The organism is Pseudomonas sp. MONT-RG-20F-20-E-7-02, from assembly GCF_022662395.1.
Lineage (GTDB): Bacteria > Pseudomonadota > Gammaproteobacteria > Pseudomonadales > Pseudomonadaceae > Aquipseudomonas.
Map to the genome: position 1 here is coordinate 165,426 of NZ_JAKNQN010000010.1, position 17,319 is coordinate 182,744.

A 17,319-nucleotide genomic window follows, 5' to 3' on the forward strand; every position below is an offset into this window, starting at 1 on the left:
GGCCAAAATAAACACTCAAATGAGTTCCCATGATCAAAGCCAGCCTGCGCAGTCACCTGACCTTATGGTTTGCCGGTTTATCACTGCTCACCCTGTTGATCGTAGGCTTTTATGTCGGGCATATCGCCACCGAGCAGATGAAGCAGGCCAGCGGCAATTCGCTGCTCGGCACGGCGCGCTCGACAGCCGCGCTATTGGCCGTCCAGTTGCGCGAGCGCCAACTGGAAGTGTCACTGCTGAGCAAGGCACCGGTGCTGCGCAAGGGTGACCTGGACGCGCCGGACATCCTGCCCCTGATGGAACTGCGTACCCAGTCACGCGCCGAGTACGCGTGGATGGGCGTGGCCGATGCCGAGGGCCGCGTGCGCCAGGCGGTCAACGGCTTGCTGGTGAATCAATCGGTGCAGCAGCGGCCCTGGTTCCAGGCAGGCATGCGTGGCGAATACACCGGCGATCCCCACGAAGCGGTGTTGCTCGCCAAGCTGCTACCGGGCGCGGCGAATGGCGAGCCGTTGCGGTTTATCGACTTTGCCGCGCCGATTCGCAATGCCAAGGGCGAGACGATTGGCGTGCTCGGTGCCCATGCGCACTGGAGTTGGGTAACGCAAATCGTCGATTCGGCAGTGATGCAAAAGGACGCCACGTCCAACATTGAAGCCCTGATCATCGACTTCGACGGCAAGGTGCTTTACCCCGAGATACTCGCGGGTGAGCAAATGCCCCCCGCCAGCCTGCGCGCACCGTCGGGCTGGACCAGCGGCCACGGTTACGTCAGCGCATCGGTGGCTGTGCCAAGCCCCTCGAACGCCAACCTGTCCTGGTACATCATGGTGCGCCAACCGCTGGACATCGCGCTGCAACCAGCGCGGGTGCTGCTCTACAAATTGCTGATACTCGGCGTGCTCGCCGCCATCGTGTTCGGGCTGGTGGCGTACTACCTGGCGTCGAGCCTGAGCCGACCCATCGAGCGCCTGGCCTGGTCGGCCAAGCAAGTGCAAGACCAGAAGCCCGGCGCCGTCTTCCCCCAAGAGCATTCGGTGCTGGAAATCGCGCAGTTGGGCCAATCCATCAGCAGCATGACCCAGTCACTGCTCAGCAAAGAGCGCGAGCTGCAAGACGCCAACGCGTCCCTGGAAGCCACCGTCGCCCAACGCACCGCCGACCTCACCCAGGCAAATGCCGACCTGCTGAAACTGGCCACCCACGACGCCCTCACCGGCGTCTTCAACCGCCGCCGCTTCGACGAAAAACTTGCCGAGAACAGCCTGCTGTTCCAGCGCACCGGACGTGCCTTCGCCCTGCTGCTGATCGACGCCGACTACTTCAAGCGCGTCAACGACACGTATGGCCACGCCGTCGGCGACGACGTGCTGTGCCAACTGGCGGCGCTGATCGAAAGCACCACCCGCGCCACCGATTTTGTCGCGCGTTACGGCGGTGAAGAATTTGCGGTATTGCTGCCGGAAGTCGAAGAACCCGACAGCCCCGACGTGGTCGCCGAGAAAATCCGTGCGGCCGTGGCGGCCGCACAGTTTCCGACAGTGGACCAGGTGACAGTGAGTATTGGGGTGAGTATCGCGCAGCCTACGGACCGTGATTCGCTGGCGCTGCTCAAGCGGGCGGACATGCAATTGTATGAAGCCAAGGGCGCAGGCAGAAACCGCGTGGTGTGATCGATAAAGATCAACTGTGGCCAACGGGCTTGTTGTGGCAGCGGGCTTGTCGTGGCGAGCGGGCTTATTGTGGCAAGCGGGCTTGTCGTGGCGAGCGGGCTTATTGTGGCAAGCGGGCTTGTCGTGGCGAGCGGGCTTGCCCCGCGTTGGGCTGCGCAGCAGCCCCAGTAAGATCACCGCATTTATTCAGACAAACCGCGTTGCCTGGTTTTAGGGCGGCTTCGCCACCCAACGCGGGGCAAGCCCGCTCGCCACAACAAGCCCGCTCGCCACACGAAGCCCGCTCGCCACAGCTAGAGTGTTAAGGCGCCATCGTTACAGCAACGGAATCGAATAACTCACAAACACCCGATTCTGATCCTGGTCCCGCGCCACTTCACTGCGCGACACGCCGTTACGCCAGCCGAACCCGACGTTTTTGAACGTGCCGCTTTGCACCACGTAATCCAGGGAGATGTCCCGCTCCCACTCGCTGGCAGTGTTGCCGTCGGTGGTGAGGATGTGGTCGCCTTTCAAGTACATCACCGAAGCCTTCAGGCCGGGCAGGCCCAGCGCGACGAAGTCGTAGGCGTATTGCGCAAACGCGGTGCGCTCGCCGGCCTGGATGAAGGTCTGCACGGTGCGGTCGGTGTAGAGGTACAGGCTGGAACCGCCCTCGCCTTTGTTGACCAGGCCGCCCTGGTTGAGTTGGGCGAAGTTGCTGTCGTCGGAGACTTGCTGATAGCCCGCCGTGATCGCATGCGGGCCCAGCGAGTAAATGAACGCGGCGCTCCAGGTGTTGTTGTCGATTTCGCCGTTGCCGTTCTTGGTATAGCCGCTGAACTTATAGCCTTCGGCACGCCCGGCGGCGCTGCTGTTCTTGCCGTCGGAAGTGGTATTGAAGTAACGCAGGTCGGTTTTCAATGAGCCGTAGTCACCCAACGGCAATACATGGATCAAACCGGCAAAGTGCTGCTGGTAATAGTCTTCGAGGTTGGCGTAGTAATACTGGACCAACAGGTCCTTGTTCACTTGGTAATCCAAACCTGCATAGTTGAATTTATTGCTCTCTTGAGTGCCGCCCGCCGCCGCCAGGCCGCTGCGGTCGCTGGAGCCACGGCCGGTGGTGTGTTGCAGCTGGCCGCCGATCAGGGTCAGGTTGTCGATGTCTTTGCTGGTGATCTGCCCGCCTTCGAAGGATTGCGGCAACAGGCGGCCATCGTTGCTCACCAGGATCGGCAGATTCGGGCGCAAGTAACCGTAGCGCAGCTCGGTCTTGGCAAAACGCGCCTTGGCCGTCGCACCACCGCGCGCCCAGCTGTCGGCGGCCTTGCCGTCATCGTTGGGGATCATCGAACTGCCCACATGGCGGCCGGCGCCGCTGTCGAGGGTCACGCCGAGCATGCCGACGGCATCCAGACCAAAGCCGACGGTGCCGTCGGTGAAACCCGATTGGTAGTTGAGGATAAACGCCTGGCCCCACTCTTCGGTCTTCGACGGTGCGGCAGTGCCGTCGCGGTTGTCGTTATTGAAGTAGAAGTTGCGCATGTTCAAGTTGGCTGTGCTGTCGCTCAGGAAATCAGCCGAGGCCAAGGGGCTCAGGGCAATGCCCAGGCCGCCGGTCAATACGCTTAGTGTATTCAAAGTGGCTTTCATCAGGACGAACTCCGGCGCGGAATCCAAGTTCCGGGCGCATAAAAAGGGCAGCAGGATGCACGCGGCCAAACTCGGTTGGCCGCCGCGTTAACGAACGTTTAAGTGCTTAGTTGAGTGAAGTGAACCTCCGTAAAACCTCAGTCAATCAATCCATGAGCGTCATAAAACGGATACGGCCCCGGGTAATCCCCGAACACGCCGTTGTGGCTGATCAAACCCTGCTGTTCATCCCAGCGGTGCAGCAAGTAGCCCGCCGGTTCCAGGTTGAAATGCGCAGGCGCAGCGTCTTGCAGGTCGAGCACGATCTGGTGCGAGGTGCCGGGGCACACACAACTCAGACTGCCGCCGAACCGCCGTTGCATCGGCCGGTGCAGGTGCCCGCACAACAGCCGTTCCACTTGCGGGTGGCGGGCGACCACTTGCTCCAGGGCGGCGGCGTTGATAAAGGGCTCGCGGTCCATATGGCCGATGCCGCTGATAAACGGCGGGTGGTGCAGGATCAGCAAGGTCGGGGCCTCGGGGCGCAGTGCCAATTGCGCGTCGAGCCACTGCAACTGGCTGTCGAGCAGTTGGCCGCCATGACCACCGGGAATGGTCGAATCGAGACCGATCAACCGCAACGGGTGTTTATCCACGACCCAATCCAGCGGGCCGTCTGCCGACGCGGGTAAATAGGCGTGATCAGCGAAGGCCTCCAGCAACGGCCCGCGTGTGTCGTGGTTGCCGGGCACCAGGTAGCACGGCATGTGCAGGCGCGCCAATTCCGGGTGCAGCACGGCGTATTCATCGGCGCGGCCGAAGTCCACCAGGTCGCCGCTGATCACCACGATATCGGGGCGTGGGTAACTGGCGTTCAGATGGTCGACGGCGCGGCGTAGTGCGCCCAGGGTATCGACCACGCCATAGGTGAGGCGGTTGCCGGCTTTAAGGTGCAGGTCGCTGATTTGAGCAACAACAAACGGACGGTTCAAAATAAAGACTCACGTATTCAGGGTGAACAACATGTGCGGCGCAATCGCCAGGGCAATCGGCGCGCCGACGCAGTGCAGTTGGTTGTCGCTGCTGTCCACCAGCAACGGTTGCGGGCCGCCGACATCCACCAGCAGGCGGCTTTGCGCGCCCTGGAAGAACTGCGCCAACAGATGGCCGTGCAAATGCCCTTCGTCTTCCATGACACGCAGGTGTTCGGGGCGGCAGTAGACAGTGCTCGGTAAGTCAGCGGTGTGCCAGGGCAGCTCACCGCCGCAGACTTTCAGGCCATGGGCGCTGCGCTCCAGCACCGTGAAGGCATTGAGGTTGCCGACGAAGCCTGCGACGAATGCATTGGCCGGTTGCTGGTAGATTTCCCGTGGGCTGGCCAGTTGCGCCACGCGCCCCTGCTCCATCACCAGAATGCGGTCGCCCAGGGCCATGGCTTCGCCCTGGTCGTGGGTGACGAACACCGAGGTAATGCCAAGCCCGCGCAGCAGTTGATCCAACTCACTGCGCAGGCGCTCGCGCAATTGCGCATCCAGGGCCGCCAACGGCTCATCAAGCAACAGCACTTTGGGGCGCGGCGCGAGCGCGCGGGCCAAGGCCACACGCTGACGCTGGCCGCCCGAGAGTTCATGGATGCTGCGCTGGCCGTGGTGCTGCAAGCCCACCAGTTCCAACAATTCCTCGCAGCGCTTGTTGCGCTCAGGCGCGGGCACGCCGCGAATCTTCAAGCCGTAGACAATGTTGCCGGCCACGTCCAGGTTGGGAAACAGCGCGTAATTCTGGAACACCATGCCCACATCACGCCGCTCGATGGGCAGACGGGTGACGTCCTGGTCACCGAAAAACACTTGGCCCACATCCGGGCGCTCCAGCCCTGCAATCAGGCGCAAGGTCGTGGTTTTGCCACAGCCGGACGGGCCGAGAATCGCCAGGGTTTCGCCGCCTTCGACGGTCAGGTTCAGGTCATGCACGGCCACGGTGCCGTCGGCGAATGCCTTGCGACAGCCCTGCAGGCGGATAGTGATAGCGGTCATCGACGCTCTCCACGGGACAAACGGGCACTGATGGCCTGCAGCGCAATCAGCAGCGGCACGATCATCAGCAAAAAGATAAGGGTGTAGGCGCTGGCGATTTCCAGGCGCGCCGAGGCGTAGCTGTCGGCCAGGCCCACGGGCAGCGTCTTGGTCATCGGCGTGTGCAGCATCCAGGTCAGGTTGAATTCACCCAGGCTCAGGGTCACCACCATCAGCACACCGGCGAGAATCCCGGCCCGGCAGTTGGGCACCACCACGCTGAAAAAGCGCTTGATCGGCCCGGCGCCAAGGCTGGCAGCGGCCTCCTCCAACACCGGCAGTTGCTGGCGTTGCATCACCGCCATCACCGGGCGTACGAGGAACGGCAAGGTGAACAGCACATGGCCGACGAGGATGAACAACCAACTGCTGCGGAAACTGCCGAACTGGCCGTACGTCAGCAGCAACGCCAGCGCACTGGCCAGCCCCGGCATTGCCACCGGCAGCACCATCAGTTCCTCGAAGGCACGGCTGAAGCGGTTGTTCATGCGCACCAAGGCGTAGGCTGCCGGCACGCCGATCACGCAGACGCACACCGCACAGGCCACGGCCAGTTGCAGCGACAACCACACGGTCGGCGAATAGGCCTGCCACACCTGCACCAGCCAGTCGAAGGTCAAGCCGCTGGACAGGCCGACGAAGAAGTTACGCGTCAACCCGGCCAGCAGTGACATCAGCACTGGCACCAACATGAAGGCACACACCAGCAAGGTGAACAGCAGTTGAATCACAAACAGCGATGAGCGCTTCACAGGACGGTCCCCGCGTTTTTCACCAGGCGGCGCGTGAGCAGCAACACCGCCCAGGTCACCGCGCCGAGCACCACCGACAGTGCCGCGGCGACGGCAAAGTTGGCGTAGTTGGTGAACACGTTGTAGATCGCCACCGGGGTGACGTTGAGTCGCGTGCCCAAGGTAAAGGCCGTGCCGAATGCGCCCATGGATGTGGCGAAGCAAATCGCCCCGCAAGATGCCAATGCCGGCGCGAGGCCCGGCACAATCACGTCGCACACCACGCGCCAATGCCCTGCCCCCAACGAATGTGCAGCTTCCTCAAGGCTGCGGTCGAGGCTTTCGCACGCGGCCATCACCGTGAGAATCACCCGTGGAATCGAGAAGTACAGGTAGCCGACAAACAACCCCGCCAGCGAGTACGCAAAGATCCAGCGCTCACCGGCCAGTTGCAGGCCCAGGGCCGCAAACAGGCCTTGGCGCCCGGCCAGCAGGATCACCAGAAAACCCACCACCACGCCGGGAAACGCCAGGGGAAACGTGAGCAAGGCCACCAATGCCGAACGGCCGAAGAACTGCTGACGTGCGAGAAATACGCCACTGATTCCGCCAATCAGCAACGCCGCCAGCGTCACGACAACAGCCAGCACACAGGTTTGCGCCAGGCTGCCCAAATACTGCGTGCTGCTCAGCACCTGCCAATAACCGCTGCCTTGGCTGTCGCGACTCTCGGCGCCGAGCACCATCAGGTGCGCCAGCGGCAACAGCCAGAACGCGAGCAGCACCGCAAACGCCGGGGCCAATGCCCAGGCGGCCTGTTTTGCCGATGCGGCCACTTACTTGACCTCGTTCAGGTAACGGGCGGCGAAGGCTTCCTGCACGGCGGCCATTTTTTCGTAGTCCACCACACCGGCACGCGCGTAATCACTGTCGGGCAGGAACTGCGCGGCGACGTCGGCCGGCATCTTCATTGGGCGCACCGGGCGCAGGTAAGCCTTGGCCCACAGCGCCTGGCCTTCATCGGAGAGCACGAAATCGAGGACCTTCTCGGCGTTCGCGCGGTGCGGCGCGTTGGCCACCAGGCTCATCACGTACGGCACGCTGATGCTGCCCTCTTTGGGGATCACGAATGCGACGTTGGCGTTGTCCTTGTAACGGGCGCGGTAGGCGTTGAAGTCGTAGTCCACCAGGATCGGCAACTCACCGGACAGCACCCGCGCGTAGGCGGTTTGCTTGGGCACGATGGGCGCGTTTTTGGCCAGTTTCTGGAAGTAGTCGATGGCCGGGGCGAAGTTATCCAGGTCGCCACCCAGCGCGCGGTTGATCGCCACGGCGGAGACGTAGCCAACGAAGGCGCTGGACGGGTCGAGGTAACCGACCATGCCTTTGTATTCAGGTTTGAGCAGGTCAGCCCAGCTTTGCGGCACCGGCAAGCCGCCCAGCGCATCGACGTTGACCATGATGCCCAAGGTGCCCGAGTGGATCGCAAACCAGTGCCCGGCCGGGTCTTTCAAGCCCGCGGGGATCTGCTCCCAGCCCTTGGGTTTGTAGGTGCCGACCACCTGGGCTTTTTGCGCCTGCAGGCCGAAGGTCACGCCGTAATACACCACGTCCGCCACCGGCGCGGCCTTTTCGGCCACCAACTGCGCCAGGGACTGGCCGGAGTTCTTGTTGTCCAGCGGCACTTGCACGCCGGTGCTGACGGCGATGGCCTTGAGTTGGCTGCCCCAGTCGGCCCAGTCCGGCGGGCAGTTGTAGCAAATTGCGGTTTCGGCGGCCTGGGCCAGGCTGGCCATGCCGCACAGCAGCACGGCTGCCAGGGTTTTACTGAACGCGCGCATCAGGTGTCTCCTCAAGGGGTTGAGTGCTGTCGCCGGGCCGGATATGGCACGGCAGGCAATGGGAAATCGGAGCGTTGCCGGCGATTTGCGCCAGCAGTTGATCAATCACAGTGCTGGCCAACAGGCCGATGGGCTGCACCACGCTGCACAGCGTCGGGTGCATCTGGGTGCCGAGGGCGATGCCGTCAAAGCCCATCACCGAGAGTTGCTCGGGCACATTCCAGGCGTTGCGGCGCAGCTCGGCGATCAGGCTGATCGCGAGGAAATCGTTGGAACACACCAGCGCGGTCGGCGCCTGTGGGCCTTGGAGAAACGGCTCGATTGCCGCGAACTCGGCCAGGGTGTGGGCCGGCATTTCAATCACGGCACGGCTTCTAAGGCCGTACTCGCGCATCGCGTCGCAATACCCGGCGTAGCGCAGCCGGGCGCGGTCGGACTGCAACGCGGGGCCGGCGACCATGCTGATGCGCCGGTGCCCCGCTTCCAGCAAATAACGCGTGGCCAGGGCCATGCCCGCGCGGTTGTCGACCGACACGGCGCTGTAGTTGGGGTTGCTCGGCTGGTGATAGGCCAGCACGAACGGCGTTTGTTCGTTGGCAAGGCTGTTGAGCACGCTGTTGCTTTCGGCGTCGGTGACCGTCAGCACCAGGCCATCGACACGCTGGCGCAGCAATTCTTCCACCACGATGCTTTCGCGCTCGCTGCTGTAGTCGGTGGTCGCCAGCAACAGGCTGTAGCCGCGCAGTCGAGCGGCACGCTCCATGGCCTGGACCTGCTCGGCGAACACCGGGTTGAGCAGGTTGGGCACCACCACGCCGATCAGGTTGGTGGTTTGCAGGCGCAGTTGGCGGCCGAGCAAGTTAGGCCGAAAGCCCAACTCGCGGGCGGCGGCGAACACCTGTTCACGGGTGGCCGGGCGCACTTGGTCGGGGGAGGCAAAGGTGCGGGCGGCAGTGGCACGGGACACCCCGGCCAGCTGCGCAACGTCTTTCAGGTCGGTCATTGTCACTCGCTTTGAGATCGATCTCATTGGCGAGGACAGTAGCGAGGGAATGTGGCATTCAGGCGATGGGGAGATGACGGTTTAATGTCAGCGTGGATGGGTTTTTGTCATCCGCTGAAAGTCTTATGTGGGAGCTGTCGAGCTTCAGCGAGGCTGCGATAGCGGTTGTCAGGCAGCCTGTTTATCGGCTGTGCCGCCGCCTTCGCGGCCTCGCTAAAGCTCGACGGCTCCCACAGGGGATGAGGGTTGCTTGGTGGTTTTGTGCTTCAAGGCTGGGTCACGAGCCCTTCCCGGGTAGCGTTGGCGAGTATGTCTTGGGCGAGCACGTTGACCCATGTGGCGGCGTCCACCTCGCCTTGCTTCGCCAGCCAGGCACCTACCATCTGATAACCCAGCGTGTACCCCAACCACCTGGGCCTTGCCCCGGTGCCAAAGAACCATTCGCTGTGGTCGTAATACGTAGCCTCCAGAAGCTGGAGCTCTACCGGCGAACTCAGCAGCTCCTCGGGTGTAAGCGCCCTCTCCCACAGCTCCGGCTCACTGCCCAGTACCCGCCGCACAAACTGTCCGGCCAGACCTTCGCTGATCATCGCCTCCCCCAGCGTCCAGCCATACCCCGGCCCCGCCATGCGCAGGCAATGATGCACCTCATGCACCACATGCCGACGCAGCGAGCCACTGCGCAAACTGGCCAGGAAATTCGGGTTGTCGGGGTCAAGGGTCATGCTGAACATCGTGCTGCGATAAGCGCGGCCGACCAGGCCCAGCTCCGGGAGGGTTTCCCCAGGCAATCGCTGGACCAGGACATCCAGGCGCGGCGGCGGCATCAGCTCGGCAATTGCCCCGTAGGCGGCTTCAAATTCACGGATCAGCTCAGGGCGAAACTCCGCCAGGCTCCCCGAGGCTTCCAGCCAATGCAGTGTCCATGCGTCCATTCTCACCTCTCGTCGCCAAAGCCGGGATCCGTTTGCAATGCGACTCATCATACCCACAGGCTGTCATATTCACAGGCCAGCTTATAACCGGGCGAGCAAATTCCGCTGACTAACCTTTCGATCTGTCCCAAGTGCGGGCACAATGCGTGTCCTTTTTTGGCAGGCACCGCCGCAGGCTCTGAAAAATGATCAAAACGCCGTACTACCTCATCGATAAACAGAAGCTTCTGGTCAACATGCAGAAGATTGCTTACGTGCGCGAACAGTCCGGCGCCAAGGCGCTGCTGGCGCTCAAGTGCTTCGCCACCTGGTCGGTGTTCGACCTGATGCAGCAATACATGGACGGCACCACCTCGTCGTCGCTGTATGAGTTGAAGCTCGGCCGCCAGAAGTTCGAAGGTGAGGCACACGCCTACAGCGTGGCCTGGGCCGACGATGAAATCGAAGAGATGCTGGATAACTGCGACAAGATCATCTTCAACTCGATCAGCCAGCTGCAGCGTTTTGCCGAGCGTTCCGAGGGCAAGACCCGTGGCCTGCGCGTGAACCCACAGGTGAGCAGTTCCGACTACCTGCTGGCCGACCCGGCACGCCCCTTCAGCCGTCTGGGCGAATGGGACCCGGTGAAGATCGAAGGCGTGATCGAGCAAATCTCCGGCTTCATGTTCCACAACAACTGCGAGAACGGCGACTTCAGCCTGTTCGACAAAATGCTCGGCACCATCGAAGAACGCTTCGGTGCGCTGCTGCACAAGGTCAAGTGGGTCAGCCTCGGCGGCGGCATTCACTTTACCGGTGAAGACTATGCCATCGACGCGTTCTGCGCACGATTGAAGGCGTTCTCCGAGAAGTACGGCGTGCAGGTGTACCTGGAACCCGGCGAAGCGGCGATCACCAACAGCGCCTCGCTGGAAGTCACCGTGCTCGACACTCTCTACAACGGCAAAAACCTCGCCGTGGTCGACAGCTCCATCGAAGCTCACCTGCTGGACCTGCTGATCTACCGCCTCAACGCCAAGCTGGCGCCAAGCGAGGGTGAGCACACCTACATGGTGTGCGGCAAATCCTGCCTGGCCGGGGACATTTTCGGCGAATACCAATTTGATCGTCCGCTGGCCATCGGCGATCGGCTGTCGTTTATCGACACCGCGGGCTACACCATGGTCAAGAAAAACTGGTTCAACGGCCTGAAAATGCCGTCCATCGTAGTGAAACAACTCGACGGTACAGTCGAGGTGGTTCGTGAATTTGGTTACGACGACTACCTGTCCAGCCTTTCGTAAGCTGGCGGATAAAGGAGAGATAAAGCAATTGAAAAAGAACGTTCTTATCATTGGTGCAGGAGGTGTCGCCAAGGTGGTGGCCCACAAGTGCGCGCAGCACAACGACGAACTCGGTCGTATTGCTATCGCGTCGCGCAACATCTCCAAATGCCAGGCCATCATCGACAGCGTCAAGGCCAAGGGTAGCCTCAAGGTTCCCGCCGACATCCAGGCCTTCGCGCTGAACGCCCTGGACGTGGAAGCGACCAAGGCCCTGATCCGCGAGACCGACTCGCAGATCGTCATCAACGTAGGCTCCGCCTTCCTCAACATGTCGGTACTGCGTGCCTGCATCGACACCGGCGTTGCGTACCTCGACACCGCCATCCACGAAGAGCCGGGCAAGGTCTGCGAGACCCCGCCGTGGTACGGCAACTACGAATGGAACCACCTGGAAGAGTGCAAACAGAAGAACATCACCGCCATCCTTGGCGTGGGCTTCGACCCGGGTGTGGTCAACGCGTATGCCGCGTTGGCACAGCAACAGCATTTCGACCGCATTGATTCGATCGACATTCTCGACGTCAATGCCGGCAGCCATGGCAAATACTTCGCCACCAACTTCGACCCGGAAATCAACTTCCGCGAATTCACCGGGCAGGTGTGGAGCTGGCAGAACAGCCAGTGGACCAGCAACACCATGTTCGAAGTCAAACGCACCGACGACCTGCCGGTAGTCGGTTCGCAAAACCTGTACCTGACCGGCCACGATGAAGTGCACTCGCTGTCGAAAAACCTCGACGTGCCCAACGTGCGTTTCTGGATGAGCTTCGGCGAACACTACATCAACGTGTTCACCGTACTGAAAAACCTCGGCCTGCTCTCCGAAAAACCGGTCACCACCGCCGAAGGCCTGGAAGTGGTGCCGCTGAAACTGGTCAAGGCCGTGCTGCCCGACCCGTCTTCGCTCGCCCCAGGCTACACCGGCAAAACCTGCATCGGTGACCTGGTCAAGGGCACCAAGGATGGCCAGCCACGCGAGCTGTTCATCTACAACGTGGCCTGCCATGAAGAAGCCTTTGCTGAAACTGACAGCCAAGGCATCTCCTACACCGCAGGCGTGCCTCCGGTGGCCGCTGCGCTGCTGGTTGCGCGTGGTGAGTGGGATGTGAAGCACATGGCCAACGTTGAAGAGCTGCCGGCTGAGCCGTTCCTCAAAGCGCTGGACGTGATGGGCCTGCCGACTCGGATTAAAGACGAGCACGGTGATCGGGCTTGGGATGCGATTGCCTGAATAGGCGGTAGCTGACCGAACAAAAAAATGCGCCCTCAGGGGCGCATTTTTTGTGGGTGTAAACACAGCTCCCCAACCACCTGTAGGGACCGGTTTGCCGGATCCAGATTTCGTTGTTGCATGGGATACATGCGGCTCTGAACAGGCATCGGTGTGCCCTGGTATAGCTTGCTGCGCAGGTTGAACATCAGCTGAGGGCCCAAACAGTCTAAAAAACTGTCAATTCTCACAGGTTGCCGAACCCGCAAAATCCGTTAGGTTAGCCAGTCAAGCGCCCAATCATCGATTGGCTTACCCATTCACCATGTGCGAAAGGATTCGTCCATGACGTTCCACTACACCTCAAAGCGCAACACTTCGCCTATCAAACCCAATAGACGCAACCGCTTGGGCATCACCGCCCGCCTGCCGCGCTGGGCGTTCGCGGTGCTGATCGCGCTCTGCGGCATCGGTGTACTGCAAGACCGCATTCGCCGTATGCGGCCGGCGCACGCCCTATTGCTGGGCGTCGGCGTGCTAATGCTGTTGGGGGTGGGCTGGATGCGGTGGTGTGTATAAGGGTTTCAAGACCTGCTCAAAGATCGTTCCCACGCTCTGCGTGGGAATGCCGCCCCGGACGCTCTGCGTCTGCTCTTGAGGTCGTGACGCGGAGCGTCACCGGATGCGTTCCCACGCAAAGCGTGGGAACGATCATAGCGCGCAGGCTTTGCGGCTCTCGGAAGTTTCCGACAAGGGTTTCAGGTTGTGGCTCGGAAAAGGGCTGATTAACCTCTCGTCGTCGCTGCCAATTCAGCGACCGGATTTGACCGTCCGACTTCAAAAGAGCAAATGCGCTAACACCGATATTGGGCGTTTTTTTACGTCTGAGGTATCGTGTCGCGGCAGCTGTGCGCGGGATACCTTCGGGTATGCCGGTTTTGCTCCTTTTGGCCGGTCGGTCAACCCGCGTATAGCTGCCACCCTCTTTCGTTTGACCGCGAATCGTGGCAGTTCCATTTATAAAGGAGCTTCACCATGATTAAAGACAGCCCAAATCCCCCAAGCCATCCAGACTTCGACATCAGCACCCTGCACGAAGTGGCCTACCGCGCGATCAATCACTACCTCAACCCCGGCAAACCCATCCCCGAACCCAGCGATGGCCTCTTCACCGTGCGCGCCGACCTGGGCACCGAAACCTTGCTGGTCAATGCCTCCCAGGACCTGGCGTCCATCTGCGACATCGCCAACCATATGGCCTTTGAAATCGACGGTTCCCAACGCAACGTCGCGCTTGGCATCTGCCGGATGCTCGAAGGTGTGCAACTGCTGGTGGACAAGGCACTGAACGTGGCCCACCCGACTGCATAAAGATCGTTCCCACGCTCTGCGTCCGCCGCACACAAGGCCTGCGCAACGTGACGCGGAGCGTCACCGGATGCATGCCCACGCAGAGCGTGGGAACGATCATCCTGGAGGCCGGAGATGGACGCGATACAGCGCCTGAGCTATCTTCGGGCGCTCTATCGAAAGCCCGAAACAGGAAGTTACCGCTTGAGCACGTCGCCCCTACTGCGAGGCCGCACCTTCGCCCTCCTCGCTGGCCTCGCCTTTATCGCCGTGGACCAACTTGTCAAACTGCTGGCCCTGGTTTCACTGCACGCCAACAGTTTTAAAATCGGCTCTAACCCGATCAACCTGGCGCTGGAACTGAGCTTGAACCCAGGCGCTTTCCTCAGCCTGGGCGCCGCGTTGCCGCCGCAGGTCAAACAACTCATCTTTATCGTCGGTGTGGCCATCGTGGTGGCGTGGGCAATGTGGTGGTCGCTTGCCAACTGGAGCCAGCCATTGCGCAAGGTGTTGCCGCTTTACGCGATTGCCTTGGGCGGTATCGCTAACTTGATCGACCGTGTTTTTCGCGACGGGCATGTGGTGGATTACATGGTGCTGAACGTGGGGCCGACGCATACCGGTGTGTTTAATATTGCTGATATCGCAATTACTGCCGGGGCGTTGTTCTTGATGTTCGATCTGTTTGTGAAGCCGCGCAAAGCCTAAGATCGTTCCCACGCTCTGCGTGGGAATGCCGCCCCGGACGCTCTGCGTCCGCCGCACTCAAGGCCTGCGCAACGTGACGCGGAGCGTCATCGGATGCGTTCCCACGCAGAGCGTGGGAACGATCAGCGTTGGCCCTTAGAACACCGACCAGCCAATGCGCTCACTCAACAACTCCAGCGCCTTGATCCCCGCCAGCGAGTTCCCCGCCGCGTTCAGCTCCGGCGACCACACGCACACTGTAAATTGCCCCGGCACCACCGCGACGATCCCGCCGCCGACTCCGCTCTTGCCGGGCAAGCCCACGCGATAGGCGAAATTCCCCGCCTCGTCATACAGCCCGCTGGTGGCCATGATCGAGTTGACTTGCTTGGTTTGGCGCGCGGTGAGGATTTGCTCGCCGCTGTGGGCGCTGGTGCCTTGGTTGGCGAGGAAGCTGAAGGCCTTGGCCAAGTCCAGGCAACTCATCTGCAGCGCGCAGTAGTTGAAGTAGCTGTGCAGCACCGCGTCGACGTCGTTGTGGAAGTTGCCGAAGGCTTTCATCAGGTAAGCCATGGCCGCGTTGCGCGCGCCATGTTGGGCTTCGGACTCGGCGACGACGCTGTTGACCAGGATCTGCGGGTTGCCCGACAGGCGCCGCACGAAGTCGCGCATCGACAGGATCGGCACGGCAAAGCGCGATTGGTTGATGTCGCAGATCACCAGCGCGCCGGCGTTGATGAACGGGTTGCGCGGGCGGCCGCGTTCAAACTCCAGCTGCACCATGGAGTTAAATGGCTGCCCCGACGGCTCATGGCCGAGCCGCTCCCAGATGGTTTCGCCGCCGTGGTCGATGGCCTGCACCAGGCTGAACACCTTGGAGATGCTCTGCACCGAAAACAGCGTGTCGGCATCACCGGCGCAATAGGCCGCGCCGTCGTTGCCGTACACGGCGATGCCGAGTTGGTTGGCGGGCACGTCGGCCAACGCGGGGATGTAGTCGGCGACTTTGCCGAGGCCGATCAGTGGACGAACTTCGTCGAGGATCGACTCGAGCAACGCCTGCATGTCTTGTCCGGTCATTGTTTCTTTGAATCAGTGATAAGCGGGGCGCGGAGGATACTTCAATGCGCCCGAAAGCCCCAGACTATCTCCACCACTCGCTCGGCAATCACCAGGTAAACCAGGATCAGCAACAGTTGCAACGCCAGGTGATACCGCAGCTTGGCGAGCCGGCGAATGCCGTCGCTGATGTTCAGCAGCGTCAACACCGTCGACAGGATGATCAAACCCCAGCCCGCCACGCTGGAGGCGAACACGCCGATAAACAGTTCACGCTGCCCGAGCAAGGTATTGGTCCCCGCCGCAAACAGCAGCGCGCACACCAGCAGGTTTTTCACGTTGTCGAAAATCTGCGTGCTCAGGTCGTTTTCCAGCAGGGCGACATAGCGTTTCCATAAGGTGTGCATGGGTCACTTCCGGGTAGGGATCGCTCGTCAATCAAAGTAGTCCAATAGCTCATACACTGCACCGCTGCGCTTACTCCACGAGGACTTTTGCATGAAATTAATGATTGGCTTGGCCGCTCTGTTGCTGGTATCGGCCTGCTCGACCCACTCGCCCGTCGCTGCGCCGGCACAGGACTCCGCCGCGTCCACCTGCCTGGCGGGCGGTGGCACGATGAAGCAGGTCGGCAAGTTGCAGAGCTGGAAGTGCATCACGCCGTACAAGGACGCGGGCAAGGCGTGCACCGACTCAAGCCAGTGTGAGGGCGAGTGCCAGACCAGCGTGACCACGCAATCGGGCAACGGCCCTGTGGCGGGTACATGCCAAGTGGACAACAGCCACTTCGGCTGCTCGGCGACGGTAGAGAAAGGCAAGCTGGGCCGGGCGATTTGCGTGGACTAAAGGGCACCACTTAAACAATGTGGGAGCTGGCTTGCCTGCGATGAGGCCGTGTCAGTTAGCATCACGGTGGCTGACCCACCGCTATCGCAGGCAAGCCAGCTCCCACAGGATTTCTGCGACACATTTTAGAAGTGCGCCACGTCGCACACCTGTTCATCCAGCACATCCCGCGCCAGGGCCCACGCCTGGTCCTTGGATTCCACCACCAGCAACGGATAGCCCCAGGCCTTGCCTAACATCGCGGCGAAGGGTTTGAGGGCCAGCCGCCGGCGCGTCGAATCCGACGGCGCCTGCGGCCATCGCCTTGCACGCCGGCAACTGATCAGCGCTGCACCGGAATGCGGATATCGCCGCCCTTGCACTGGGTTTTCACACTGCGCGGGCAACCGGCAAAGCGCAATTCCTTGCTCAGGCACACGCGCACTTCGGACAACACCTTGCCCTTGCAGATCACCGCCAAGCCGTGGTCGCCCATGGCCGGGTTGCTCTCGCGAAACAGCTGCTCGATGTCGCGTGCCTGCATGTAGTTAGGCACATTGAACGGCTGCAATTGCTTGGGAATCTGCACTGCCGCCAAGGCCGTATCCGTCGCCTCCAAATAACGCGAAGCGTCCAAGCCGCTGCACGTGCCGTGCTTGGTCCATTCATGCTTGAGCAACGCGCGCGTCGGGAAGATCAACGCGCCCTTGGCCAACTCATCCGCCGACAGTCGCGATTGTGTATCGCATGACGACGGCCAGCCACCTTTGGCGTACTGCGGCCACAGCCCATGCAGCACAAACCCGTAGCCTTTGCCTGTGCACTGCTCGTTGCCGGGGTTGGTCAGGCAAAACGTCGGTGACCACGACAACGACAGCACATAAAAATCAAACTCCCCCGGCGTGCCTTGGCTGCGCGGGGCCGCCATGACAGGCGCGGTCAGCAACAGCCACACCACCATCCAGTATTTCATTTTGCCTATTCCTTGAGAAAA

Annotated in this window: 18 protein-coding genes; 7 read left to right on the forward strand and 11 right to left on the reverse strand. The window is 61.5% G+C overall.

Going from position 1 to position 17,319, the window contains the following annotated elements:
• The first annotated feature begins 29 nt into the window (after positions 1–29).
• A complete protein-coding gene (locus tag L8I05_RS25280; protein WP_242172671.1) occupies positions 30–1,673 on the forward strand; it encodes a sensor domain-containing diguanylate cyclase in 1,644 nt (547 codons plus the stop codon).
• Between the two features lie 315 nt (positions 1,674–1,988).
• On the opposite strand, the gene L8I05_RS25285 is transcribed toward L8I05_RS25280, so the two are convergent.
• The 8 genes from L8I05_RS25285 to L8I05_RS25320 form a co-directional block, all read right to left on the reverse strand.
• Positions 1,989–3,308, reverse strand: a complete 1,320-nt coding sequence (locus L8I05_RS25285) for an OprD family porin (protein WP_242172688.1) — start codon at positions 3,306–3,308, stop codon at positions 1,989–1,991.
• Positions 3,309–3,445: 137 nt separating this feature from the next.
• Positions 3,446–4,279 (reverse strand): phosphodiesterase, encoded by an 834-nt coding sequence (locus tag L8I05_RS25290; protein WP_159957208.1) that lies wholly within the window; start codon positions 4,277–4,279, stop codon positions 3,446–3,448.
• A gap of 9 nt (positions 4,280–4,288) precedes the next feature.
• A complete protein-coding gene (locus L8I05_RS25295; RefSeq protein ID WP_242172701.1) occupies positions 4,289–5,320 on the reverse strand; it encodes an ABC transporter ATP-binding protein in 1,032 nt (343 codons plus the stop codon).
• Entirely contained in the window at positions 5,317–6,111 is a 795-nt protein-coding gene (locus L8I05_RS25300) for an ABC transporter permease subunit (RefSeq protein ID WP_177018175.1), read from the reverse strand. The genes L8I05_RS25295 and L8I05_RS25300 overlap by 4 nt, the downstream gene beginning before the upstream one ends.
• Positions 6,108–6,926 (reverse strand): ABC transporter permease, encoded by an 819-nt coding sequence (locus tag L8I05_RS25305; RefSeq protein WP_242172707.1) that lies wholly within the window; start codon positions 6,924–6,926, stop codon positions 6,108–6,110. The genes L8I05_RS25300 and L8I05_RS25305 overlap by 4 nt, the downstream gene beginning before the upstream one ends.
• The gene (locus tag L8I05_RS25310) at positions 6,927–7,931 is read right to left on the reverse strand and encodes an ABC transporter substrate-binding protein (protein WP_242172710.1); all 1,005 of its coding nucleotides are present in this window, start codon (positions 7,929–7,931) and stop codon (positions 6,927–6,929) included. It lies immediately after the preceding gene.
• Positions 7,915–8,934, reverse strand: a complete 1,020-nt coding sequence (locus L8I05_RS25315; RefSeq protein WP_242172738.1) for a LacI family DNA-binding transcriptional regulator — start codon at positions 8,932–8,934, stop codon at positions 7,915–7,917. Before L8I05_RS25315 ends, L8I05_RS25310 begins: the two co-directional genes overlap by 17 nt.
• A 266-nt stretch (positions 8,935–9,200) precedes the next feature.
• Complete coding sequence (locus tag L8I05_RS25320; protein ID WP_242172741.1) at positions 9,201–9,869, reverse strand: DUF2268 domain-containing putative Zn-dependent protease; 669 nt, start codon at positions 9,867–9,869, stop codon at positions 9,201–9,203.
• Between the two features lie 185 nt (positions 9,870–10,054).
• On the opposite strand from L8I05_RS25320, the gene L8I05_RS25325 reads away from it, so the two are divergent.
• The 5 genes from L8I05_RS25325 to L8I05_RS25345 all read left to right on the forward strand — a co-directional run bounded on the left by L8I05_RS25325 (position 10,055) and on the right by L8I05_RS25345 (position 14,462).
• Positions 10,055–11,152 (forward strand): carboxynorspermidine decarboxylase, encoded by a 1,098-nt coding sequence (locus L8I05_RS25325; protein ID WP_242172744.1) that lies wholly within the window; start codon positions 10,055–10,057, stop codon positions 11,150–11,152.
• Between the two features lie 28 nt (positions 11,153–11,180).
• The gene (locus tag L8I05_RS25330; RefSeq protein WP_159957220.1) at positions 11,181–12,425 is read left to right on the forward strand and encodes a saccharopine dehydrogenase family protein; all 1,245 of its coding nucleotides are present in this window, start codon (positions 11,181–11,183) and stop codon (positions 12,423–12,425) included.
• A gap of 324 nt (positions 12,426–12,749) precedes the next feature.
• Entirely contained in the window at positions 12,750–12,983 is a 234-nt protein-coding gene (locus tag L8I05_RS25335; RefSeq protein WP_242172747.1) for a hypothetical protein, read from the forward strand.
• A 456-nt stretch (positions 12,984–13,439) separates the two neighbouring features.
• Positions 13,440–13,775 (forward strand): hypothetical protein, encoded by a 336-nt coding sequence (locus L8I05_RS25340; RefSeq protein ID WP_159957226.1) that lies wholly within the window; start codon positions 13,440–13,442, stop codon positions 13,773–13,775.
• Between the two features lie 183 nt (positions 13,776–13,958).
• Positions 13,959–14,462 (forward strand): signal peptidase II, encoded by a 504-nt coding sequence (locus tag L8I05_RS25345; protein WP_242172750.1) that lies wholly within the window; start codon positions 13,959–13,961, stop codon positions 14,460–14,462.
• Positions 14,463–14,597: 135 nt separating this feature from the next.
• On the opposite strand, the gene glsB is transcribed toward L8I05_RS25345, so the two are convergent.
• Together glsB and L8I05_RS25355 are read right to left on the reverse strand one after the other, a co-directional pair.
• Complete coding sequence (glsB, locus tag L8I05_RS25350) at positions 14,598–15,506, reverse strand: glutaminase B (RefSeq protein ID WP_159961500.1); 909 nt, start codon at positions 15,504–15,506, stop codon at positions 14,598–14,600.
• 56 nt (positions 15,507–15,562) lie between these two features.
• Entirely contained in the window at positions 15,563–15,907 is a 345-nt protein-coding gene (locus L8I05_RS25355) for a hypothetical protein (RefSeq protein ID WP_242172753.1), read from the reverse strand.
• 91 nt (positions 15,908–15,998) lie between these two features.
• Here L8I05_RS25355 and L8I05_RS25360 point away from each other — a divergent pair, with 91 nt between their 5' ends.
• Positions 15,999–16,346 (forward strand): hypothetical protein, encoded by a 348-nt coding sequence (locus L8I05_RS25360; RefSeq protein WP_177018183.1) that lies wholly within the window; start codon positions 15,999–16,001, stop codon positions 16,344–16,346.
• 322 nt (positions 16,347–16,668) lie between these two features.
• On the opposite strand, the gene L8I05_RS25365 is transcribed toward L8I05_RS25360, so the two are convergent.
• Positions 16,669–17,298, reverse strand: coding sequence for a ribonuclease T2 (locus tag L8I05_RS25365; RefSeq protein WP_242172756.1), 630 nt, complete (start codon positions 17,296–17,298; stop codon positions 16,669–16,671).
• Between the last annotated feature and the right edge of the window lie 21 nt (positions 17,299–17,319).